Annotated in this window: 19 protein-coding genes and 4 tRNA genes; 8 read left to right on the top strand and 15 right to left on the bottom strand. The window is 71.0% G+C overall.

The genetic code is table 11. From position 1 onward, the window contains the following. Positions 1–55 precede the first annotated feature (55 nt). Positions 56–1,978, bottom strand: a complete 1,923-nt coding sequence (locus tag AB0K34_RS39790; protein WP_364553892.1) for a DEAD/DEAH box helicase family protein — start codon at positions 1,976–1,978, stop codon at positions 56–58. Continuing rightward, on the bottom strand, positions 1,975–2,583 hold the full coding sequence (locus AB0K34_RS39785; protein ID WP_138636801.1) for a hypothetical protein: 609 nt from the start codon (positions 2,581–2,583) through the stop codon (positions 1,975–1,977). The genes AB0K34_RS39790 and AB0K34_RS39785 overlap by 4 nt, the downstream gene beginning before the upstream one ends. 698 nt (positions 2,584–3,281) lie before the next feature. Between AB0K34_RS39785 and AB0K34_RS39780 the strand changes: the two genes are divergently transcribed. Together AB0K34_RS39780 and AB0K34_RS39775 are read left to right on the top strand one after the other, a co-directional pair. Then, positions 3,282–3,548, top strand: a complete 267-nt coding sequence (locus tag AB0K34_RS39780) for a helix-turn-helix domain-containing protein (protein WP_240807632.1) — start codon at positions 3,282–3,284, stop codon at positions 3,546–3,548. A 31-nt stretch (positions 3,549–3,579) separates the two neighbouring features. Further along, complete coding sequence (locus AB0K34_RS39775) at positions 3,580–5,115, top strand: site-specific integrase (RefSeq protein WP_138636800.1); 1,536 nt, start codon at positions 3,580–3,582, stop codon at positions 5,113–5,115. A 72-nt stretch (positions 5,116–5,187) separates the two neighbouring features. On the opposite strand, the gene AB0K34_RS39770 is transcribed toward AB0K34_RS39775, so the two are convergent. The 3 genes from AB0K34_RS39770 to AB0K34_RS39760 form a co-directional block, all read right to left on the bottom strand. After that, positions 5,188–5,259 (bottom strand) — tRNA-Val (locus AB0K34_RS39770). Continuing rightward, complete coding sequence (locus AB0K34_RS39765; protein ID WP_301174079.1) at positions 5,250–6,284, bottom strand: ABC transporter permease; 1,035 nt, start codon at positions 6,282–6,284, stop codon at positions 5,250–5,252. The genes AB0K34_RS39770 and AB0K34_RS39765 overlap by 10 nt, the downstream gene beginning before the upstream one ends. A gap of 26 nt (positions 6,285–6,310) precedes the next feature. Then, positions 6,311–6,718 carry a TIGR02611 family protein gene (locus AB0K34_RS39760; RefSeq protein WP_301174078.1) on the bottom strand — a complete coding sequence of 136 codons (408 nt, stop codon included), beginning with the start codon at positions 6,716–6,718 and terminating at the stop codon, positions 6,311–6,313. 277 nt (positions 6,719–6,995) lie between these two features. On the opposite strand from AB0K34_RS39760, the gene AB0K34_RS39755 reads away from it, so the two are divergent. Continuing rightward, positions 6,996–7,409 (top strand): SsgA family sporulation/cell division regulator, encoded by a 414-nt coding sequence (locus tag AB0K34_RS39755; RefSeq protein WP_131944314.1) that lies wholly within the window; start codon positions 6,996–6,998, stop codon positions 7,407–7,409. Here AB0K34_RS39755 and sthA read toward each other — a convergent pair. Both sthA and AB0K34_RS39745 read right to left on the bottom strand, forming a co-directional pair. Then, positions 7,406–8,809: a Si-specific NAD(P)(+) transhydrogenase gene (sthA, locus tag AB0K34_RS39750; protein ID WP_138636798.1), complete on the bottom strand. Its 1,404-nt coding sequence runs from the start codon at positions 8,807–8,809 to the stop codon at positions 7,406–7,408. The genes AB0K34_RS39755 and sthA overlap by 4 nt on opposite strands. 70 nt (positions 8,810–8,879) lie before the next feature. Continuing rightward, the gene (locus AB0K34_RS39745) at positions 8,880–9,512 is read right to left on the bottom strand and encodes a TetR/AcrR family transcriptional regulator (RefSeq protein ID WP_301174077.1); all 633 of its coding nucleotides are present in this window, start codon (positions 9,510–9,512) and stop codon (positions 8,880–8,882) included. 115 nt (positions 9,513–9,627) lie between these two features. On the opposite strand from AB0K34_RS39745, the gene AB0K34_RS39740 reads away from it, so the two are divergent. Together AB0K34_RS39740 and ppgK are read left to right on the top strand one after the other, a co-directional pair. Then, complete coding sequence (locus AB0K34_RS39740; RefSeq protein WP_138636796.1) at positions 9,628–9,948, top strand: multidrug efflux SMR transporter; 321 nt, start codon at positions 9,628–9,630, stop codon at positions 9,946–9,948. Between the two features lie 28 nt (positions 9,949–9,976). Continuing rightward, positions 9,977–10,816 (top strand): polyphosphate--glucose phosphotransferase, encoded by an 840-nt coding sequence (gene ppgK, locus AB0K34_RS39735; RefSeq protein WP_301174076.1) that lies wholly within the window; start codon positions 9,977–9,979, stop codon positions 10,814–10,816. A 36-nt stretch (positions 10,817–10,852) separates the two neighbouring features. Here the strand turns inward: ppgK and AB0K34_RS39730 are convergent, their stop codons facing one another. The 8 genes from AB0K34_RS39730 to AB0K34_RS39695 all read right to left on the bottom strand — a co-directional run bounded on the left by AB0K34_RS39730 (position 10,853) and on the right by AB0K34_RS39695 (position 20,846). Then, a complete protein-coding gene (locus AB0K34_RS39730; RefSeq protein ID WP_301174075.1) occupies positions 10,853–13,582 on the bottom strand; it encodes an alpha-mannosidase in 2,730 nt (909 codons plus the stop codon). Further along, complete coding sequence (locus tag AB0K34_RS39725) at positions 13,573–14,775, bottom strand: CehA/McbA family metallohydrolase (protein ID WP_138640831.1); 1,203 nt, start codon at positions 14,773–14,775, stop codon at positions 13,573–13,575. The genes AB0K34_RS39730 and AB0K34_RS39725 overlap by 10 nt, the downstream gene beginning before the upstream one ends. After that, a complete protein-coding gene (locus tag AB0K34_RS39720; protein ID WP_138640832.1) occupies positions 14,772–15,881 on the bottom strand; it encodes an ABC transporter ATP-binding protein in 1,110 nt (369 codons plus the stop codon). Before AB0K34_RS39720 ends, AB0K34_RS39725 begins: the two co-directional genes overlap by 4 nt. Beyond that, positions 15,881–16,708, bottom strand: a complete 828-nt coding sequence (locus AB0K34_RS39715) for a carbohydrate ABC transporter permease (protein ID WP_138640833.1) — start codon at positions 16,706–16,708, stop codon at positions 15,881–15,883. The genes AB0K34_RS39720 and AB0K34_RS39715 overlap by 1 nt, the downstream gene beginning before the upstream one ends. Further along, complete coding sequence (locus AB0K34_RS39710) at positions 16,705–17,673, bottom strand: sugar ABC transporter permease (protein WP_138640834.1); 969 nt, start codon at positions 17,671–17,673, stop codon at positions 16,705–16,707. The genes AB0K34_RS39715 and AB0K34_RS39710 overlap by 4 nt, the downstream gene beginning before the upstream one ends. Next, positions 17,645–19,057 carry an extracellular solute-binding protein gene (locus tag AB0K34_RS39705; RefSeq protein ID WP_240808463.1) on the bottom strand — a complete coding sequence of 471 codons (1,413 nt, stop codon included), beginning with the start codon at positions 19,055–19,057 and terminating at the stop codon, positions 17,645–17,647. Before AB0K34_RS39705 ends, AB0K34_RS39710 begins: the two co-directional genes overlap by 29 nt. 78 nt (positions 19,058–19,135) lie before the next feature. Next, positions 19,136–19,972, bottom strand: a complete 837-nt coding sequence (locus AB0K34_RS39700) for an aminotransferase class IV (RefSeq protein WP_240808464.1) — start codon at positions 19,970–19,972, stop codon at positions 19,136–19,138. 169 nt (positions 19,973–20,141) lie between these two features. Then, on the bottom strand, positions 20,142–20,846 hold the full coding sequence (locus AB0K34_RS39695) for a helix-turn-helix domain-containing protein (RefSeq protein ID WP_301178272.1): 705 nt from the start codon (positions 20,844–20,846) through the stop codon (positions 20,142–20,144). Between the two features lie 125 nt (positions 20,847–20,971). Between AB0K34_RS39695 and AB0K34_RS39690 the strand changes: the two genes are divergently transcribed. The 3 genes from AB0K34_RS39690 (at position 20,972) to AB0K34_RS39680 (ending at position 21,261) form a co-directional block, all read left to right on the top strand. Beyond that, positions 20,972–21,043: transfer RNA gene (locus AB0K34_RS39690), tRNA-Gly, on the top strand. 41 nt (positions 21,044–21,084) lie between these two features. Then, positions 21,085–21,155: transfer RNA gene (locus AB0K34_RS39685), tRNA-Cys, on the top strand. 34 nt (positions 21,156–21,189) lie between these two features. After that, positions 21,190–21,261, top strand: a tRNA-Val gene (locus AB0K34_RS39680). The last annotated feature ends 23 nt before the right edge of the window (positions 21,262–21,284 follow it).

Raw genomic sequence — 21,284 nt, 5'->3', positions numbered from 1 at the left:
CAAGCTCCGCTGCAGTCCCTGCAAGGCCGGCCACCTGGTCAAGGCCATCGCTGTCCTACAGAACTACGAGGTCACCCGAGGATGAAAAAGGCTCAGTGACTGCTGAGCATCCTGGTATGGAGCCGGCCAACGGCGCCGTTGTCGTTGTAACAGTGGCATCGGTGACTGGCGCGTCACCGAACTCATCGTCCTGGGCGGGATGGGGGTCCATGTCGTTCTCCGCCCGCAGTGTCTCCAGGTGGGCGTCGAGGCCGAGTTCACCGTGGTAGACGACGTCCAGTCGTTGTTCATGGGTGCGGTCGGCCAGGTCGCGGTGCTGGACGATCCGGATGCCGCGACCAATGAACTGATAGAACTCGCCGAAGCTGCCGTAGGGCCGCATCGGCACCACGATGGTGATGGGGGGCAGATCGTAGCCTTGGCCGAGCATCCGAAGTTGCACGATGGCCTCCAGGTTCCCCGAGTCCGTCTCGAATCGGGTCCGGATGGCGGAGATCTCAGTATCGCCCATCGAGTGGTGCAGCGGCGCGCAAGCGATGCCGTGCTCGTTGGCGATGCGGGCGATCTGTTCCGCGTGCTGCTGTCCCAGCGCGGCGAACAGGACGCGGGGCCGGACCGGTGCCAGTGTCCTGGCCTGGGCGTTCAGGCAGGTACGGACGTTGCGCATGATCTTACGGATGGGTTCTTCGGAAGTTGCTGTAATCCGAGCCAGCTTGCGCTCGTCCCGCATGACCTCCAGGAGCGCGCTCTTGCCGATGATCTGCTCGCGCCGTCCGTCCGGCCAGCGGATCTCGTAGGCGGTCTCCTCGACACGCGGACTGAACCGAAGTGCGTTCAGTTGCTTGGCGTGCCCGTCGGCGATCGAGTCGATGAGGCGATAGCGGTAGACAACGTCCGCGGTGATGCGCTTACCGTCAGCCCGGCTGAAGCAGGCTGACATCAGCAGACGGCGCGCCCGGGGGAAGCGCGCGAACAGCCGTCGATAAGAGTCGGCCGCCGCGATGTGCGCCTCGTCGATCACGATGAAGTCGACGTCGTCGGGGCCGAGCTTACCTAGCAGCCCCGGCCCCTGGTCACCACCGATCAACGAGTGGTAGTTAGTAACGATCATGTCGGCGGCCAGAAGTGTTTCGGACTGCACCGTCTGGATGGGGCCGCCGCTGCTGTCGAGTACCAGTGCGCGCGGCGGCCGGCATCCCGGAATCAGTGGCCCGCCCGGCAGGGTATATAGCGTGTTGCCTGCCCGGTTATGGTCTAGAGCGGCGGCGAACGTACCGCGGATGACGCGACCCGGCGTCACGATCAGCGCCCGTCGCTGGGTGAAGGCCAGAGCGGCCGCTACTCCCAGCACGGTTTTACCAGCGCCGACCGACATCACGCAGGCCGCGTCAAGCTTGCCGCGGCGGTAGTAATCGGCCAGGGCGCCCAAGGCTTCGCGCTGGCACTCTCGTAACGGTCGCACGGCTAGGTGCTGGCGGGCGATGTTGTAGAAACCCAGCGCGGTACGCGGCACGGCCGCCGAGGGCGGCGTGGCCAGTCCCAACGGATTGGCGACCATGTCGTCGGGAACGGGGACGATGGGGTCGGTGATCACATAGGTCGCGAGGACCGGGTCCTGGCGCAGCACCGCCTGCAACTGGGCCACACATTGCGCGGTTTCCTCGCGGATGGCGTCATAAGAGAATCGGAGAACCGTATACCCCTGGGCAACAAGGTCGTTCTGGCGGACCCGGTCATAGACGAAGGCATGCCTGTCACTGTGATACGTGAACCCGTCGAGTTCGATTGCCACCCGCAGCTGCGCACCAGCAATGAGGTAGTCCAGCTCGTAGGTGTGCTCTGGTGCGGGCACCGGATGCTGCGGGGCGATGTGCGCTGCGATCGCCATCCGAACCGCTGGCGCCAGCACCCAACGGACGAAGGCGTTCTCCAGGAACGATCGTCCAGGCACCGTGTCGATCAGGCGCCCTGAAGTCATGCCAGCTCCTCATCGAGCGTGGCGACCTTGGCCTCCAACTCATCGCTCCAGTACCCTTCGCCGAATCTGCGGGCACGCCGGCTCACTTCCAGCGCCTCACGCAAGGCCCCCTCCCGTTCCAGGAGGTTGACGAGGACCCTCAGCGTCGCAATGCGCACAAAGCCACGGGCAGGATCGCTCTCATCCAGCACGACCGCCTCTGGGGCAGCCTCGATCAAGAGCAGGTCCAGATGGCAGAACTGCTCGATCGCCGCCAAGCCCTGCGGATAACGCCGCCGATGCTTCCACAGGTCGGTGACAGCCCCCTGCAAGAGAAAGTGGTAGTCCGAAGGGGTCCCCGGCAGTTCCAGTCCCTCCCAGGTCCTCCGAACCAGTTCAAGCTCGTCTCGCGGTGCAGCGGCACCGAAAGCAAGGTGGTGAACCGGGGAGCCGGACGAGGTGCCACCTTCGACAGAGGGCCACGAGAGGTAGCCGTTGTCAGCACGCGGTCGGATCCGCGCTCCAGGCAATCGGGAACGGTCGACGTCCAAGCTGCCCCGGAACGCAATGCCCGGAATGTCTGCCATGCGCGGATACCAGACCGATTCGCGTCCACCAATCGCCACTCTCGCATTCTACGGTTTCTGGCCAATGACAAGGCTCACTTTGCACCGATCCCTCACGATGGCCATGAAGCGCATCGCCATCCCCCTGAAGCGATCATGTACTTCTGCCATGTGCCACGAACTCGCCGATCTTCACCAGAGAGCGGATCCTCGTTAGCGCTCCCGATCTCCGGCGGTCCAGTGCGGTGACGTCGCATAAGCCGAGCCTGCAACCGCACACTGCCGATGAGCACCTAGGATCACCTTCGACACGAACCCAAATGCCTGCCGCACGTTCGCGGTGTCCCAGTGGCCTGCCGGCGCCTAGCAGAACACTAGGCCCGCTGTCGTGCCACGCCTCTTCCGCCTGAGACCGCTGGGACGCATGGCGCGCACGGTGCCTGCGCAGAGCATCTACCGCACGGGGTGGAGTTCCGGCGTCCGGCGCGACTTAGTAGGTCTTGTTGTCGGTCTCGGTGTTGCCGCGAGTCCATGGAGTGCCACATGTAGGTGGCGAAGGTGTCGCGATCGAAGCCGACCTTGGTCACTGGAGGCCAGCCACCGACACACCAAGCGTTGCGTACAGGAGTGACTACAGTCTGTGTAAAATCGCGACCAAGGTCGTCCATCTCCTGTGAAGGGTGCTCTCCGTCCCTGATCTGTGGCCGCGGGGCGGGACACGTGATCGTGTGCTCCGCAGCTCGACGGCGAAGCGAGGTGTGACCTTGCAAGGTGAGCGGGATCCTCGGCAGCGCAAGGCCGGTCCAGAGCGCGGGTTGAAGCCCGACGTCCGGCTGTACACGCCCGGCGAGGCGGCGGCGATGCTGCAGGTCCGCGAGTCGTGGCTGCGCAAGAAGGCGAGTGCGCGGGTCATCCCGTGCACCTTCATCGGCAAGCATCTGCGGTTCAGCGACCAGGACATCGCCGCGATCATCGCGGCTGGCGCCAAGCAGCCGGTCGTCCGACAACGGCGCGGCAGGTTCTGAGCCGCAGCAGTACAACAAGGAGGAGCATGTTATGGCGTATGCCGAAAAGCGGGGGTCCAAGTGGCGGGTCCGGTATGTGCGGCCAGACGGCAGCACGGCCTCGCAGTCGGGGTTCGAGACCAAGAAGGCCGCGCTGAACTGGGGAGAGGATCAGGAGGCCGGTATCCGGCGACATAGTTGGAACGATCCCCGTGACGGAGCGGCGTTACTGGTCGACTGGGTCGAGCTGTGGTGGTCCGGGCAGGACCTGGAGGCAACCACCGAGGCCAAGTACCGGTATCTGATCGATCATCACATCGTTCCAGCCTTCGGGAACCGGCCGGTCAACACCTTCACAAGCCCCGAGGAGATCGTCGCCTGGGAGAAGCGGACGCGGACGAACGGGTTCTCTCACCGGACCGCGGCCGATGCCCGGTCGCTGCTGGGGACGGTCCTGGGAGACGCCAAGGAACGCGGGATGGTCGCCAGCAACGTCGCCGTCAAGCGGAGGGGGCGCGGGCGGAAGCGGGCGCGGCGGGCCATCGCGGTGCGCGGGCCCGAAAAGGTGTGGGCGACTCCCCTGCAGACGCTGCTGCTGGCCGAGCGGTGCGCGTTGCTATCTGGACGCGACGACGACTTCGTCCTGATCGTCCTCACCGCCTACACCGGAATGCGGTGGGGGGAGGTGCACGGGCTGGAACGGCCGGCATGCCGGCTGGACCGTCTACAGGTCGACTGGCAGCTGCGCGAACTGGCGGGGCGGCTGGAGATGGTGCCGCCCAAGGACGATTCGCACCGGCCCGTCGACCTGCCGCCCTTCCTTGCAGGACTCGTGTCGGGGCAGAGCGTGCGTTCGCAGGGCCGCTGCGCATGTCCAGGACGGACGCCCGAGTGCGGTGGGCGCGGACAGTACCTGTTCCTCAGCCCGGACGGGTCGCATCATCGACGCTCGAATTACGCCCGGCGCATGTTCCAGCCGGGTGCTGACGGTCGATACCCCAAGGGCAATCGGCAGACCGGAAAGAGGGTCCTGGTGGATACGACGGAATGGCCGGGAGTACCGCTTCCGGCCTGGCCCGACGCCGTCCCCGGGCAGCCGTTCCATCCCCCACGTGGGAAAGGGATCCGGGTCGTGACCGAAGAGGACTCGCCGTCAGTGTGGCTGCCGCTCATCGAAGGGCTCACTCCGCATGGGCTCCGGCACAGCCACAAGACCTGGATGCTGGAGGACGCAGTACCGGAAGTGCTTCAAGCCGAGCGGCTGGGCCACACGGTGCCGGGCATCGCGGCGTGTACTCCCATGTCTCGGACACCATGCGGGACGATCTCAAAGCCAAGCTCCAGCGCCGCTGGGAGAGAGCGCTGCAAGAACGGCTCCGGTTCAGTGCGACCTCTCCGGTTCCGACGCTCAACGACCTTCTGGAGGCCGCCCAGAAGCGGGCCGACTCGTCGGTCCTGCGTCTCGCGAGCGCTTAGGGAATCGTGCTGCGGGCGGGACAGGGGTGCTCGTCTTGTCCCGCCCGTACGGCTACGGAGAGTGATGACTCGGAGGTGTTCTTGTGACCTCGTTCGGGTGGGAGGGAGGTGATCTCCCAAAATCCTCCCAGTTGACCACTGAGGCCCTGCCGCTGAGATGCGGGAGGGCCTGGGTTGTAAGGGGTGGGCGATACTGGGTTCGAACCAGTGACCTCTTCGGTGTGAACGAAGCGCTCTCCCACTGAGCTAATCGCCCCGGTGTTCCGACGTCGGAAACTCTAGCGCATCTTGGGGGGTGGTCGCGCGCTGAGTGCGGTGGTGCCAGATGAGGAAGACGGCCGTGCAGGCCAGGGTCCAGGCCGTCAGGGTGATGAAGGGCTCGGCTCGCTGGTGGCCGTGGAAGTAGATGGCGGTGTGCTGGGCGTCGACGGAGGCGCCGGGTGGGAGCCAGCGGCCGATGGTGCCGAGGGGGAACGGGAGGAGGGGCCAGGAGACGGCGCCGCCGGAGGAGGGGTTGCCGATCAGGACCATGAGGCCCCAGGTGGGGATCATGGCCCAGCGGCCGATGAGGGCGTTGAACATCGTGAAGACCATGCCGCTGGTGAACATGGTGAGCGAGGAGATCGTCCAGGACTCCCGGAAGGGGAGGGCGAGGACGCCGAGGCCGTGGTCGACGACGGTGCAGATCGCGAGGCCGCCGAGGGCGGCGTAGGCGGCGGTGAAGGCGATGCGGGGGACGGGGGTGAGGGCGGCGGCGTGCACGTTGAGCTGGATGGCGCCGACGAAGCCGATGATCACTGCGGCCAGGGAGATGTAGAAGATGGCGAGGCCCTGCGGGTCGGTGGGTTGCAGGGGTTTGATGTCGCGGACGGTGACCGGGACGCCGGCGGTCTGGCCGGCGGCGGGGCCCGCCTGGGTGAGGAGGCGGGCGACGGAGGCGCCGGATGCGGCGGCGGTGTCGAGGGTCGCGCGGGGGCCGTTCAGGACGACGATCGCGAAGGCGCGCTGCTCTTGGACGGCGTCTTCGGCCTTGGCGTAGGTCGGGTACCTCTGGACGGAGAGGGAGGCGTCCAGGTGATCGTCGAGGGCTTGAAGGAAGGCCGTGGACTGGCCCTGGCCGGTTACGGCGACGGGGATGTCGCGGGGGGCCGGGTTCGCCATGGCGTAGCAGTAGGAGCCCGCGAAAAGGCCCGCGGCGGTGGTGAGGATGAGGAGGAGGACGACGGCGGGCAGGTACGGGGACGCACGGAAGTCCGCCCAGCCGTCGCGGATCGAGTGCACACGGTCACGCTATGTGAGCGCCTGGGTCAGGTCCAGAACGTGGGGTCCTCGATCTTCCAGGGCAGTGTGAGGCCGTAGACGCCGAGGTAGCCGGCCACGGCGGCGGCGAGCACGACGGCGGTGACGGTGCCGAGGATGGTGTTGCGGCGGCGCTTGCGGGGGTCGAGGGCCTTCTCCTTGGCGCGGTCCGCGGCGGTCTTGGCGCGGTGGAGGGCGCGCTGGGCCCAGGCGAACTCGGTGGCGAGGATCGCGAGCCCGACGACGATGCCGAGGAGGCCGGGGCCCGGGGTGATCATCATGACCAGGCCGCCGACGAGGACGGTCGTTCCGACGGCGAAGACGCCGGCGCGCCAGGCGGTGTTCAGCAGCGGGTTGCGCCGGACCCGGTCGCGGAAGCGGTGGAGCCGGCCATCCTTTTCATCATTGCTTGCCACAGATTTACCTTAAGCGAGGTGTGGCCGCCGCGGGGACTCCAGGGAGCGTCCAGATCGTCCCGGATTGTGGGCGGTCGCCGCACCGCAAGATCCGCTTTTGCGCAGGTCAGACGCAGGTTTTGCTACGGTGAGATGGATCACAAACGACGGGGACGCCGGAATGTTCGGCCGAGATCAGGCAGTTAGGCGTCATAGATCGCGGGGATGTCCGTCAGAGGGAGAACCACCCACCGGAGCACCCCGCGAGCCAGCGGGACCGACGTAAGAGGGAATGGCCATGAACAGCAGTACCACCGTCTCAGCACAGCTGGGCCTTCGTCTCGTCGTCCCCGACCGCACGACCGTCCCCCTGCTCGCCGGGCTGGAGTACGCGGCCGACGATCCGTACGCGATCCGGATGGCCTTCTACGTGGGCGACGATGAGCCGGTGGAGTGGATCTTCGCCAGGGAGCTCCTCACGGTCGGCATCGTGCGCAGGGTCGGGGACGGGGACGTCGAGGTCTGGCCCGCCGACGACGACGGCTCGCTCAACATCGCGCTGTCGTCCCCGTTCGGGGACGCGCTGTTCGAGGTGCCGCTGTCGCCGCTCGCCGACTTCCTGCACCGGACGTACCAGGCCGTCCCCGCCGGGGAGGAGAGCGAGTTCATCGACATCGACGCCGAGCTGGAGAACCTGCTCTGGCCGTCCTAACCGGACAGGCGGGCGATGTGGCGCATCTTGTTCATCGCGTCCAGGGCGGCGACCTTGTACGACTCGGCCAGCGTGGGGTAGTTGAACACCGCGTTGACCAGGTAGTCGACGGTGCCGCCGCAGCCCATCACCGTCTGGCCGATGTGGACGAGCTCGGTGGCCCCCGTACCGAACACGTGGACGCCGAGCAGGCGCCGGTCCTCCGGTGAGACGAGCAGTTTCAGCATGCCGTAGGAGTCACCGATGATCTGGCCGCGGGCCAGCTCCCGGTAGCGGGAGACGCCCACCTCGAAGGGGACCTTGGCCTCGGTCAGGGCGTCCTCGGTGCGGCCGACGAAGCTGATCTCGGGGATGGTGTAGATCCCGATGGGCTGCGTCTCGTTGATGTCCGGCACGGGCTCGCCGCACGCGTGGTGGGCGGCGAGGCGGCCCTGCTCCATCGAGGTGGCGGCGAGGGACGGGAAGCCGATCACGTCCCCGACCGCGTAGATGTGCGGGACCTCGGTGCGGTAGTCGTCGTCGACCTTGATCCGGCCGCGCCGGTCGGCGGTGAGGCCGGCGGCCTCCAGGCACAGGTCGTCGGTCATGCCCTGCCGCCCGGCCGAGTACATGACGGTGTCGGCGGGGATGCGCTTGCCGCTCTCCAGCACGGTGATCGTCCCGTTCGGCATCCGCTCGACGGACGCGACCGACTCGCGGAACCGGAACGTGACGGCCAGGTCGCGCAGGTGGTACTTGAGCGCCTCGACGATCTCCAGGTCGCAGAAGTCCAGCATCCGCTCGCGCCGCTCGACGACGGTGACCTTGGTGCCGAGCGCCGCGAACATCGAGGCGTACTCGATGCCGATGACGCCGGCGCCGACGACGACCATGGTCTCCGGGATGCGGTCCATGTTGATGATGCCGTCGGAGTCGATGATCGTCCGGTCGTCGAAGTCGACGGTGTCGGGGCGGGCCGGCCGGGTGCCGGTGGCGATCACGACGCGGTCGGCGGTGACCTTCTGCTCGCGGTCGCCGGCGCCGGCGATGCCGATGGCGTGCGGCTCCAGGAACCGGCCCGTGCCGGGCAGCACGGCGACGCGGTTGCGGGCGAGCTGGCTGCGGACGACGTCGGTCTCCCGGCCGATGACGTGCTGCGTCCGCATCCCGAGGTCGGCGACGGTGATGTCGTCCTTGACCCGGTAGCTCTGCCCGTACAGCTCGCGCTGGTTCAGGCCGGTCAGGTACAGGACGGCCTCGCGCATCGTCTTGGACGGGATCGTCCCGGTGTTGATGCAGACGCCGCCGATCATGTCGCGGCGGTCCACGATGCCGACCTTGCGGCCGAGCTTGGCGGCGGCGATGGCCGCGCGCTGCCCGCCGGGCCCGGATCCGAGCACGAGGAGATCGAAGTCGTTCACGTCCCCCAGTGTGGCGGCAGCCCGGCGCCCCGATAAAGGGTTTGCGGCGACAGATCGTTATACGTCCGGTTCAGGACGGGGTGTCCCCGCCGGTCAGGGCGGCCGTACCGCCGCCCGTCAGGCCCGCGGCGAGCGCGTCCAGGCCCGCCTTGACGCGGTCGAGCGGCATGCCGCGGGTGCGGCGCTGGTAGAGGAACAGGGTCGCGGCGAAGGGGGCGAGGAGCGCGTCGGCGAGGTAGGCGGTGTCGGAGCCGGGGCGGATCCGGGCGAGGAGCATGCCGAGGTGCATGTGGTAGAGCCCGTAGGAGCCGTCCCGGAAGCGGGCGTCGGGCGGGTCGGCCTCGGCCCTGAGCAGCAGGTCGGCCTGCGCCTCGGTGCGGTCGGCGAGGGCGTGCAGGAAGGCGTGGAGGCGCTCGCGCGGGGGCGCTCCGGGGCCGAGGGGCGGCGGGCCGTGCAGGAGGGCGGCCTGGAACGCGCGCTCGCGGTCGTCGATCACCGCGTAGACGAGCCGGGCGCGGTCGCCGAACCGCCGGTAGACGGTCCCGACGCCGACGCCGGCGGCCTTGGCGACCTCGTCCATGGTGACCGCGTCGGGGCCGCGGGCCGCGAGCACCTCCGCCGCGGCGCGCAGGATGCGGCGGCGGTTGCGGGCGGCGTCGGCGCGCTCGGCGGGCGGGCGGCCCAGCACCGGCAGTTCCCGCATGTCGGCCTCCGTCCCGGGGAGATCCTGCTCCGGCAGAATACCGGAGCGGACAGGGTATCCGGAAAGCTCTCCGGTAATCTCGGGCGGAGATCTTTCCGGATATGGGGGTGCCGTCGTGGCCTGGGTCTTCCTGCTGATCGCGTCGCTGATGGAGCTGGTGTGGGCGACGGCGCTGAAGGAGTCGGACGGCCTGACGAAGCCGTGGCCGACCGCCATCGGCCTCGTGGTGGCGCTGCTCAGCGTCGTCATCCTGTCGCTGTCGCTGCGCACCCTACCGGTGGGCACCGCCTACGCGGTCTTCACCGGCCTCGGCGCGCTCGGCGTGGCGCTGGTGGGCGTCTTCGCGTTCGGCGAGAGCGCGTCGCCGGCCCGCCTCGGGTTCCTCGGGCTCATCATCATCGGCGTGGTCGGCCTGCAGTTCGCCGAGAACTCTTAGCCCCCTGAGGAACGGGCACAGTGGAGGCATGGCACGGGAGATGCTCGGGATCGACATCGGCGGGTCGGGGATCAAGGGGGCGCCGGTCGATCCGGCCGGCGCGTTCACGCGGGAGCGCTTCCGGGTCGACACGCCGCGGCCCGCCAGGCCGAAGCCGGTCGCGAAGGTCATCGCCGAGATCGTGGACCATTTCGGCTGGGACGGCCCGGTGGGCGTCACCTACCCCGGCGTCGTGATCGACGGTGTGGCGATGTCGGCGGCGAACGTGTCCAGGCACTGGCTCGGGGTGGACGCCGCCGGCCTGTTCGCGGACGCGACCGGGTGCGAGATCACGCTGCTCAACGACGCGGACGCGGCCGGGGTGGCGGAGATGCGGCTCGGCGCGGGACGCGGCCGGCGCGGCACCGTCGTCCTGCTCACGCTGGGGACGGGCATCGGCAGCGCGCTGTTCACCGACGGCGTCCTCGTCCCGAACACCGAGTTCGGGCACATCCAGATCGACGGGCGGGACGCCGAGCTGCGCGCGTCCGCGCGGGCGCGCACCGAGGAGGGCCTGAGCTGGCCGAAGTGGACCAAGCGGCTGAGCGTGTACCTGCGGCACCTGGAGGCGCTGATCTCGCCGTCGCTGATCATCGTGGGCGGCGGGGTGAGCCGGAAGGCCGAGCACTTCCTGCCGCTGGTCGAGGGGGTGCGGGCGGAGATCGTCCCGGCCCGGCTGGTGAACAACGCGGGCATCGTGGGCGCGGCGATGGCGGCGGCCGCCGCGCATCCGGCGGAGACCGCCGAGCCCGCGCCGCGCGCGGTCCGGGCGGCCGGGGAGACCGGCGGGCCGCAGCGCGAGCCCGGCACCGCCGAAGCCGCCCGCTGAGGCCGCCCCCGCCAAGATCCCCGCCAAGTGCCCCGGCTAGCCCGTGCGGAGCCGCACGGTCGCGATCTCCCAGGGGCGCAGCGACAGGGCGGCCGTCCCATCGTGCACGTCGAGCGGGATGCCGGGGCGGCCGCGCAGGTCGGCGCGGACCGCCTCGGTGAACGCCCCGCGCAGGACGGCCGTGGCGGGCTCGGCGCACTGGGCGACGACCCGGGTCTCGGTCCAGCCGTCGCGGGCGCGCAGCGAGGTCATCACGACCCCGTCGCCGGTGATCGCGATGCCCTCCCGGGACGGCGGGAGCGGCGCGGAGGCGTGCCCGTAGCCGGCGGCGGCGAGCAGGTCGTGCCGGTACTCCTCGGCGGCCCGCAGCACGTCCTCGCCGGGGAGGCCGCCGCCGTACGGCAGGACCGCCATCTCGGCGGTCCGCTCCCCGCGGCACTGCGCGCCGGGGGTCGGGAGCTGCGGCCCGGCGGGCTGGTCCCGGTAGGCGTTGCGGTCCCGGGACAGGTGGCCGATCGCGCGCAGCAGCGTGAGGGCCATCTCCCGCCCGCCGCCGGTGACCTCGTACTCGGTGGTGTGCTTCAGCAGGACGGCGAGGCCGCCCGCGGCGACGAACCCGGACGCCGGGAACGTCGGGACGGGCCGCTCCCCGAACCCGCCCTCCGCCGCCGGCCCCCGCTCGGTGATCGCGAACTGGCCCTCCGCGTAGGACGCGTCCGCCCGGCGCGGCAGCGACAGGTGCAGCCGGACGCGGTGGTCCTCGCAGCGGTTGTCGAAGGTGACGCGCAGCCGCAGGAACGGCTCCCCGGCGCGCAGCTCGGCGCGGGTGGTGACGGTGACGTCCTCCTCGGCCGCGGACCGCGCGCCGGCCTCCAGGTCGCCGCGGCAGGGCCACCTGTAGGTCCGGACGATGTCGACGGCGGCGACGAGCGGACCGTCCAGCGCGGAGCGGACGTCCACCGACACGGGGTCGCCGACGATGAGGTCGGCGGCGGGCGGCGCGTAGTTGTAGGAGTCGCCGTGGTCGCCGCCGTCCACGATCCGCCCGACGCCCTCGACGACGTCGCCGGACGGGGTGCGCAGCCCGAGCGTCCCGTCGGCGTGCACCTCGGCGCGCAGCAGCCCGTTGTCGAGGAACTCCCGCCCGGCCGTCACCGGGCCGTCCGCGACCCGCGCGGCGGGATCCGGCGCCACCGCCGCCAGCCCCAGCGGCGGCACCTCGACCAGCGCGGCGACGGTGCGGCGCGGGTCGGCCAGGATCCGCACGCGCCACTCCCCGTCCGCGCCGCGCAGGGCCTCCCGCACGTCGCCGATGTCGAACGGGACCCCGGCGCGGGCCGTCACGTGGAAGGTGAGCACGCGGTCGTCGCGCGACACCGACCAGTCGCGGATCTCCTGCCCGAACAGCACCCGCCCGTACACCCGCTCCAGCAGCACCGGGAGCTCGGCGGCCGGGTGGACGGCGTCGTCCAGCACGGTCGGCGCGACGGCGAGCGTCTGCACCGGCACCGGCCGGCCGTCGCCCGTGACGAGGCCCGGCTCCCCCTCGGACGGGATGTCGAGGGTGACCAGGCCGGTGCGGTGCTCCGGGGTCGGGTTGAACACCAGGTGCGCCCCGAGCGGGACGGACGCGGCCCGCTCGGCGGTGACGAGGTCGCAGACGGCGCGGCCGAGCTGCTCCGCCTCGGCCATGTGCGCGGCGACCTGCTCGGCGGTCTCGTCGCAGCCGCAGCCGGTGACCGAGTCGTGGCAGCTCGTCTCGATCAGCCGCCGCCACGCCAGGTCCAGGAACCGCTGCGCGTCGCCCGCGTACCAGAGCGCGGTCAGCGGCTCGGCGTACCGCTCGACGAGCCGCTCGGCGCGGCCCATCAGCTCCTTGAGCCGGATCCGGGCGGACAGGACGCCCGGCAGGATGTTGGCGCGGGCGTGCGAGCGCAGTTCCCCGCGGACGCGCGGCAGCCCGTCGGTGGACGCGGTCCCCTCCGCGAAGTAGCCGGCGAGGGTGTCCAGCCGCATGCCGAGGCCGGCGGCGGCGATCCGGTCGGCGAGGTCGGCGGCGGGCGCGGTGTGGTCGGCCCCGTACATCGCCAGCAGCGGGCCGCCGTGCGGGTACCAGCGGCCCATCGCCTCCGCGAACCCGGCGACCCGGCCGGGCAGCAGCGAGGCGCCGTCCCCGGCGCCGCCGGGCTCCCCGAACTCCTCGAACATCGACGCGGCGTTGCCGTAGCCGCCCTCGGGGAGGTACTGGGTGCGGATCGCCGTCCCGTCCGGGGCCTCCCAGGCGAACGCGGAGGTCCGGACCCGGTCGGGGACGCCGCGCCACACGCACGCGTGCTCGATGCCCGCGAGCCGCAGGATCTGCGGCATCTGCGCGCAGTGCCCGAACTGGTCGGGCAGGTAGCCGACCATCATCGCGGCGCCCAGCTCCTGCGCGCGCCGGATCCCGAGCTCCAGGTTCCGGACGATGTTCTCCCCCGAGCACAGGAACTCGTCGTGGAGGATCTGCCAGGGCCCGACGGCGAGCCGGCCCTCCCGGACGAGCGCGGCGAGCCGCTCCCGCCGCTCGGGGCGGATCTCCAGGTAGTCGTCGACCGCGGCCATCTGCCCGTCCAGCGTGAAGCGCCAGCGCGGATCGGCCTCCATCCGGTCGATGACGCCGTCCAGCAGCGACACGAGCCGCAGCCGGAAGCGCTGGAACGGCAGGTACCACTCCCGGTCCCAGTGGGTGTGCGGCACGACGACGATCTCCGAACCCTCTACCCGCACAGTGCGATCACCTCGTTCTCGTGGCTCTCCAGGCGATGCATGCCCGGGTGCTCGGCCGGTATCCGGACGAATTCGGCGCGGACGGCGATCCGCCCGCCGTCGGGCTGGACGAGGACCGCCCCGTCCGCGCCGGCGGCGATCAGCTCGTCCTCGACGCGCAGCAGGACGGGCGCGTCTCTCGCGGCGGACACGGCGGTCCGCCCGGCCCTCAGCGCGCCGAGGACGTCACCGTCCTCGCCCGCCAGGACCCAGGTGACGGGCTCGCCGAGGGTCTTGTGCTGCGCCGGGTCGTGGAAGTCGCTGCCGCCGAGCGGGACGACGCCGCCGGGCCGCCACAGGTCCGCCCAGGCGAGCGGGGCGCCCCAGCGCCGGTCCCACCAGGACGAGTGCCAGATCTCGGCGAACGGCGGGCGGTCTGGCACTGGGAGCGGGCGACGCCAGGCGCAGTCGCCGCTCAGCGGGTGGTTCACCGACATCAGGCCGCCGCGCGCGGTGGCGTGCGCGGCCCAGTCGGCACTGGGCCGCCGGAAGTCGACCCAGCCGGTGTCGCCGAACACGTTCGCGTGCCCGAGGTCGGTGGTGACCTCCTGGCCGGGCAGCAGCAGCACGCCCGCGCGCGCCCCAGCGGCGGCTAGTTCGGAGTGGTGGCTGACGGTGTTGTGGTCGGTCACCGCCAGGTAGTCGAGACCCTGGGACGCGGCAAGGCACGCCAGTTCGTGGACGGTCAGCGTGCCGTCGCTGTGGACGGTGTGGGAGTGCAGGTCACCGGCGAGCCATCGCATCCCGTGCGGCGCGGGGAGTTCCCTGCGCGGTGGACGTTCCGGCCGAGGAGGCGGGGTCTCCTCAGGGCGCGGTGGGGCCGTGGCCGATGTGGTCACGGCGACCTCGTAGGGGACGCCGTCTGGCGGTATGCGGTGGAGCCCGAGCCAGACGTGCCATGTGCCCGCTTCAAGCTCCCCTGGCAGGTACCCAGGGGTCGCCCAGTCCGGCCCAAGGGTGAACCTGTCGCGCGCCCCACCTGACCAGCCTCGGAACCCGTCCGGCCCGTGGCAGCCCAGGTCGATGACACCGCCCTCATGGGACAGTTCCACGGTGACTGACGCCGTGCCCGGCGGGACGTCGAACGGGAGTTCGCGGAGCCCCTGCTCCAGGCGGTCCTCCAGGGTCCAGCGGCCCCGGTGCACCGTGGTCATCCATGTCCCCCGTCCTTGGCCAGCGGAGCCGCAGAGCGGCCGCCTTCCGTCACGAGCTCCCCGTCGCGGTACAGCAGGACGCGTCCGGGGCGCGGCAGCGCCCAGCCCCGCTCCCCCGGCTCGGGTTCGCGCTCCTCGCCGACGACGACGTGCAGGGGCTCCCCCGCGACGTCGAGCGTCACCAGCGAGCTTCCGCCGAGATGCTCGACCACCGAGACCCGCCCGCCGAACGCGCCGTCCACCGGGCCGGTGCTGTAGTCCAGGTACTCGGGTCGTACCCCGCAGACGACGGGCTCCCCGTCCTCGACGCGCACGTCCCCGGGCACCGGCAGCTCGGTGCCGGCCACGGCCACGACCCCGTCCTGGACGCGCCCCGGGAGCAGGTTCATGGGCGTCGAGCCGATGAACGACGCGACGAACAGGTTGGCGGGGCGCCGGAACACCTCCACGGGCGTCCCGAGCTGCCTGATCCGCCCGTCCTCCATCACGGCGATCCGGTCGGCGAGCGCGAGCGCCTCGGCCTGGTCGTGGGTGACGAACACGGTGGTGACGGCCAGTTCCTTCTGGAGCCGCTTCAGGAACGTCCGCGCCTCCAGCCGGAGCCGGGCGTCGAGGTTGGACAGCGGCTCGTCCAGCAGGAAGATCCGCGGCTCGGCGACCAGCGCGCGGGCCAGCGCCACCCGCTGCTGCTGCCCGCCCGACAGCTCGCCCGGCCGGCGCGGCTCCAGCCCGCCGAGCCCGAGGTAGCGCGCGGCCTCGGCGGCGCGCTCGTGGCGGGCCGCCCGGCTGCGCTTCTTGATCCGCAGCGGGTAGGCGATGTTGTCCAGGACGGTCATGTGCGGGAAGAGCGCGTAGTCCTGGAACACCATGCCGACGTCGCGCCGCCCCGGCGGCAGCCGGGTCACGTCGGCGCCGCCGAGCCGGACCGTCCCGCCCGTCGCCGCCTCCAGGCCCGCGACCGTGCGCAGCAGCGTCGTCTTCCCGCAGCCGGACGGGCCGAGCAGCGCGAAGAACTCGCCGTCCGCCACGTCGAGGTCGAGCGCGTCCAGGGCCCGCACGCCGCCCGGATAGACCTTGGTCAGCTCCCGAATGGTGATGGCCGCCATCAGCGCTTGATCCCTCCGTGGAAGCGGAAGCCGTACCGGCGGCTCACGAACAGGTACATGAGCACGACCGGCAGGGAGTACAGCAGCGAGAACGTCGAGATCAGGGCGAGATCGGGCTGGCCGCCCTCCGTGTAGAAGGTGTACATGATCACCGAGGCGGGGGCCTTGTCCGGGTTCCTGAGCAGCAGGAACGGCATCAGGAAGTCGCCCCACACCTGCGCCACCGCCCACACCGCGACCGTGGCGAGGCCGGGCCGGATCACCGGGACCACCACGTGCCGCAGGATCTGCAGCGGCGACGCCCCGAACACCCGCGCGGCCTCCTCGTAGGACGTCGGCGTCGCGTCGGTGAAGTCCTTCAGCAGGAAGATCGCCGCGGGCAGCAGCCCGCCGGTCAGCACCAGCACCACCCCGAGCCGCGAGTCGATCAGGTGCAGGTTGAAGGCCAGCAGGAACACCGGCACCATCGCCGCCGTCCCGGTGATGATGGACGACAGCAGGAGCAGGACGTACAGCAGCGCGTCCCGTCCGGGCACCCGGACCCGGCTCAGCGCGTACGCCGCCAGCGCCGCCGCCGTCACCACGAGCGCGGCCGTCCCGGCGGCGAGCAGCACCGAGTTGCGCAGCGACGCCAGCGCGTACGGGTTGTCCAGCAGGACCTTGAAGTTGTGCAGCGTGAACTCGGGCAGGGACGCCGCGATGCCCGGATTCCTGTCGAACGGCGCGAACGCCAGCCACAGCAGCGGCAGCGCGAAGAACCCGAGGACGGCGGAGATGAACGTGGCGAGGCCGATCCGGCGCAGCGCCTCGCGGACGGCCGCGTTCACGCCGCCGCCTCGGCCGCGTCCCCCGGGGCCCGCCTGCTCCGGAGGGCGCGCAGGTAGACCAGCGCGATCACCAGGTTGATCAGGATCATCAGCAGCGAGATGGCGGCGCCGAAGCCGAGCCGGCCGTCGCCGAGCGCCGTCCGGTACACGTACACCGACATGATCTCCGAGCGCCCGTCCGGACCCCCGGCCGTGATCAGGAACGGGGTGAAGTCGTTGAACGTCCACAGGCTGACCAGCAGCAGGCTCGTCAGCACGTGCCCGCGGATGCGCGGGAGCACCGCGTCCCGCAGCGTCTGCCAGGTGGACGCCCCGGCGAGCCGGGCCGTCTCCAGGTGGGACGGTGGAACGTTCCCCAGCGCGGCGCCGTAGAGCATCATCGAGAACGCGGTGCCGCGCCAGACGTTGAACACCACGATGCAGGCCATCGGATGGTCGAGCAGCCAGGCCGTGCCGGGCGTGCCGAGCAGCGCGTTCAGGGTGCCGCCGTCGCGGTCGAGCAGCGCGATCCACAGGAACGCGATCACCGACGACGGCAGGATCCACGCGAGCAGGACCAGGCCCTCCACGAGCCGCCGCACCGGGCCGGAGCGGTCGCGCATGACCCACGCGATCGCGAACCCGAGGAGCGTCTGCCCGATCACCGCCGACCCGACCACGAACTGCAGCGTCAGCCACAGCGACCGGTGGAACTCCCCGTCGCCGAGCACGTCGCGGTAGTTGTCCGCGCCGACGAACCGGGGGTCGCTCGCCGCGATCCCGGTGAGCCGGTAGTCGGTCGTGCCGAGGTAGAGCGTCCAGAGCGCCGGGAACACCAGGAACACCGCGACGAGCACCAGCGCGGGCGCCGTGAACGCGGCCGCGCGGGCCCGGCCGAGCCCCGCCGCGTCCTCCCCGAAGGACGCGGCCCGCGGCGCGGCCCGCGGGGGCTCGGCCTCAGCGCGGGGTGACGTTGGCGGCGCCACCGACGGCCCCTTCGAGCTTCTTGGTGTACTCGGCGGCGGCCTGCCGCGGCGACTTGCCCGACACCACGGCTGCCGTGGCCTCCTGCAAGGCCGTCGACACCTGCGGGTACACGGCGAGGCCCGGACGGTACGACGTGACGGGCAGCACCTTCTCCGACACGAACGTCAGGAACGGGTCGCCCGCGAGGATCTCCTTGTTGACGTCCGTCCGGGACGTGAGCTCCGGCGTGCCGGCCGTCCGCGCCTTGACCATCTCCGGGGAGTTCATGAAGACCAGCAGCTCGAACGCCTGCTGCGGGTACTTCGTGTTCGGGTTGAGGACGGTGACCGCGCCGCCCGACATGCTCACGAAGTCCTGCCCGCGGACGCCCTTGCCCGGCGCGACCGCCGGGATCAGCGCGTAGCCGACGTCCCGGTCGCGGGACGGCATCTTCGCGACGCCCGTCTTCGGATTGATGACGTCGCGCCAGAAGTAGTCGCCCTCCGCCAGGATGCCGATCTTGCCCGCGGCGAACTCCTCGAACGACTTGTCGCGCCCCTTCGCCTCCTGCTGGAGCTTGGGGTCGCCGAGGCCCTCAGCGCCGTAGATCTGCGCGTACAGGCCGAGCACCTGCTGGACGGCGGGGCCGCCGCCCGTCCACTTGCCGTCCGCGTAGACCTCGGCGCCCGCACCGGCCAGCAGCGGCAGGACGCCCTGCATCGTGGTGGCCTCGCCCATCGCGGTGCCCGCGTTCAGCTGGACGGGGGTCACGCCGGGGAGCTTCTTCAGCGCGCGCGCCGCCGCGATGATGTCCTGCCAGGTCTTGGGCTGCCAGTCGGCCGGAAGGCCCGCCTGCGCGAACAGCTTCTTGTTGAAGAACAGGACGCGGCCGTCTGTCGCGGGAGGGACGCCGTAGCGCTTCCCCTCGAACGTCGCCAGCTTCTGGACCGAGGCTGGGATCTTCGTCCAGCCGTCCCAGGCGTCGGCAGGGGCGCCGACCACGTCCGTGAGCGGCCTGATGTAGCCCGCCTGGGCGAACTCGCCGACCCAGATGCCGTCGACGTCCATGATGTCGGCACCCGAGCGGGACTTCAGGTCCAGCGCCAGCTTCGTCTTGTACGCCTCGTCGTCCACGCCCTGGCCGCGGAACGCCACCTTCGCGGTGACGCCCTTGGCCTTCTGCGCCGCGACGAACGCCGGGATCACCCTCCTGGTGATCCACTCGGCCTCTTCGGTGTTCTTGCCGCCCTCGATGGCGTTCCGGGTGATCGTCAGGGAGAAGCTCTTGGCGCCCTTGCCCCGGTCGGGATCCGTCGAGGATCCGCCGCCGCCGCACCCGGCGAGCAGCGCGCCCGCCATCGCGAGCGCGGCCGCCGCGCCGATCCGCCTCCTGGAGAAGTCCACGGTGACCTCCTACAAGCGTCACCTCGAACGTGAACGAAGAATCCGATCACGTAAAGACCCCGGCGGCCACTTCTTCGATCAAGGGTCCATGAGCTCGGCGGAGCGGGCCGCGAACGCCTCCATCGCCTTGGCGGTGATCGGGCCGGGAGCCGCCGGGAGGACCGTGCCGTCCACCGCCCGGATCGGCTGCACGTCCCGGGTCGTGGACGTCAGGAACGCCTCGTCGGCGCGGTACAGGTCGTCGAGCGCGAGGTCCTCCTCCTCGCCGCCGCACCACTCCAGCGTCAGCGCCCGCGTCACCCCGGCCAGGCAGCCCGACGACAGCGGCGGCGTCACGAGCCGGCCGCCGAGGACGACGAAGATGTTGCTGCCCGTCCCCTCGCACAGGTTCCCCGCCGTGTTGCCGAAGACGGCCTCGCCGCCGCCGCGCTCCTTCGCGTACGCCAGCGCCAGCGCGTTCTCCGCGTACGACGTGGTCTTCAGGCCGGACAGCGCGCCCCGCTCGTTGCGCGGCCACGGCACGACCGTCACGTCCGCCGTCGGCGGGAACGGGTCCTGCGGCCCCGCGATGATCGACACGGTCGGGCCCGCGTCGCCGCGCGCCGACCCGAGCGGCCCCGGGCCGCTGGTGTAGGTGATGCGGACACGGGCCAGCGGCCACTTCGGCGCGGCCGCCAGCACCTCCAGGGTGCCCTGGGCGAGAGCGTCGTGGTCGGGCTCCGGCAGCCCCAGCCCGGCCGCCGACCGGGCCAGCCGGCGCAGATGCCGGGTCAGCGCGAACGGCACCCCGTTCGCCGCCTTCACCGTCTCGAAGATCCCGTCGCCGACGAGCATGCCGTGGTCGAACACCGACACCACCGCCCGCTCGGGATCGACCAGTTCCCCGTTCAGCCAGATCCTGGCCTGCGCCGTCACCGGAAGCCACCTCCCCAAAGCCGGACCGCCGCGGCCCGGACTCGCGCCCTTCGCACGACCGTCCCCGGCCGATGGCCCCACAGTACGGCGCACGGGGCCGCCGGTTCGAGTTCTTCGCGCCGGCCGCGGCACATGCGGACCGCCGAAACGGGAGGAACCACCCGGACGGTCAGGGCAGCACGCAGCCGAACGAATCCGCCAGCCCCCGGCGGCCCGCCTCCGTCACCAGCAGCGCCCGCCGGGTCGTCCCCCGCTCGAACCAGCCCAGCTCCATCATCCGCTCCGTCAGCGCCGCGCCCAGCGCCCCGTTCAGATGCGGCCGCCGCTCCGTCCAGTCGAGGCACTGCCAGGCGAACCTCCGCCGCGCCCGCCGCAGCGCCGCGACGTCCAGCCCCAGCGCCCCGAGACGCTCCTCGCCCTTCTCCGTCACCTCGAACGCGTCCGCGCCGTCCGCCACGATCAGGCCGCCGTCCAGCAGCGCCGCGAACAGCGCCACCCCCGCCTCCCCCGCGAGATGGTCATAGCAGGTGCGCGCCTCATGCAGCCGCCGCGCGTCCCGCGACTGCCGCAGACTCCGCACCTCCACCGGCGGGCCGATCCGCGACAGCGCCTCGATCACCTGCGCGACCTCCCTGCCCCGCAGCCGGTAGTACCGGTGCCGGCCCTGCCGCACCACCGTGACGAAACCGGCGTCCAGCAGCTTCCCCAAATGCGCGCTCGCCGTCTGCGCGCTCACCCCCGCCGCCCGCGCCAACTCCCCCGCCGCCAGCGGCCGCCCGTCCAGCAGCACCGTCAGCATCACCGCCCGCGCCCGATCCGCCAGCAACGCCGCCACCGGCGCGAAGTCCACGCTCACGACATGTTCCGACCCCATGCCACCGACCCTAGGCGACCCGTCCTTCGACGCCCGTCGAAGGATCGGGCGCACCCGCCGCCGAAACCCGGTTTGGGGAACGGCCCCCGACGCGCTAAAGTCTTCCTCGTCGCCGCAAGGCGCACGCGGAAGTGGCTCAGGGGTAGAGCATCACCTTGCCAAGGTGAGGGTCGCGGGTTCAAATCCCGTCTTCCGCTCTGAGGGGCCTTTCAGGCTATGACCCAGAAGGTCTCATTCTGGTGGAGTGGCCGAGAGGCGAGGCAACGGCCTGCAAAGCCGTGTACACGGGTTCAAATCCCGTCTCCACCTCAACGCCGTACCTCCCCCCGGAGGCCACGGAAACGGGCGATTAGCTCAGTGGGAGAGCGCTACCTTGACACGGTAGAGGCCACTGGTTCAATCCCAGTATCGCCCACTTCGGAGTGGGAGTGGTGTGCT

This window comes from Actinomadura sp. NPDC049382 (genome assembly GCF_040677125.1).
Lineage (GTDB): Bacteria > Actinomycetota > Actinomycetes > Streptosporangiales > Streptosporangiaceae > Spirillospora > Spirillospora geliboluensis.
Note: the sequence above shows the minus strand (reverse complement) of the source record. Positions and strands in the feature narration are given on the sequence as shown.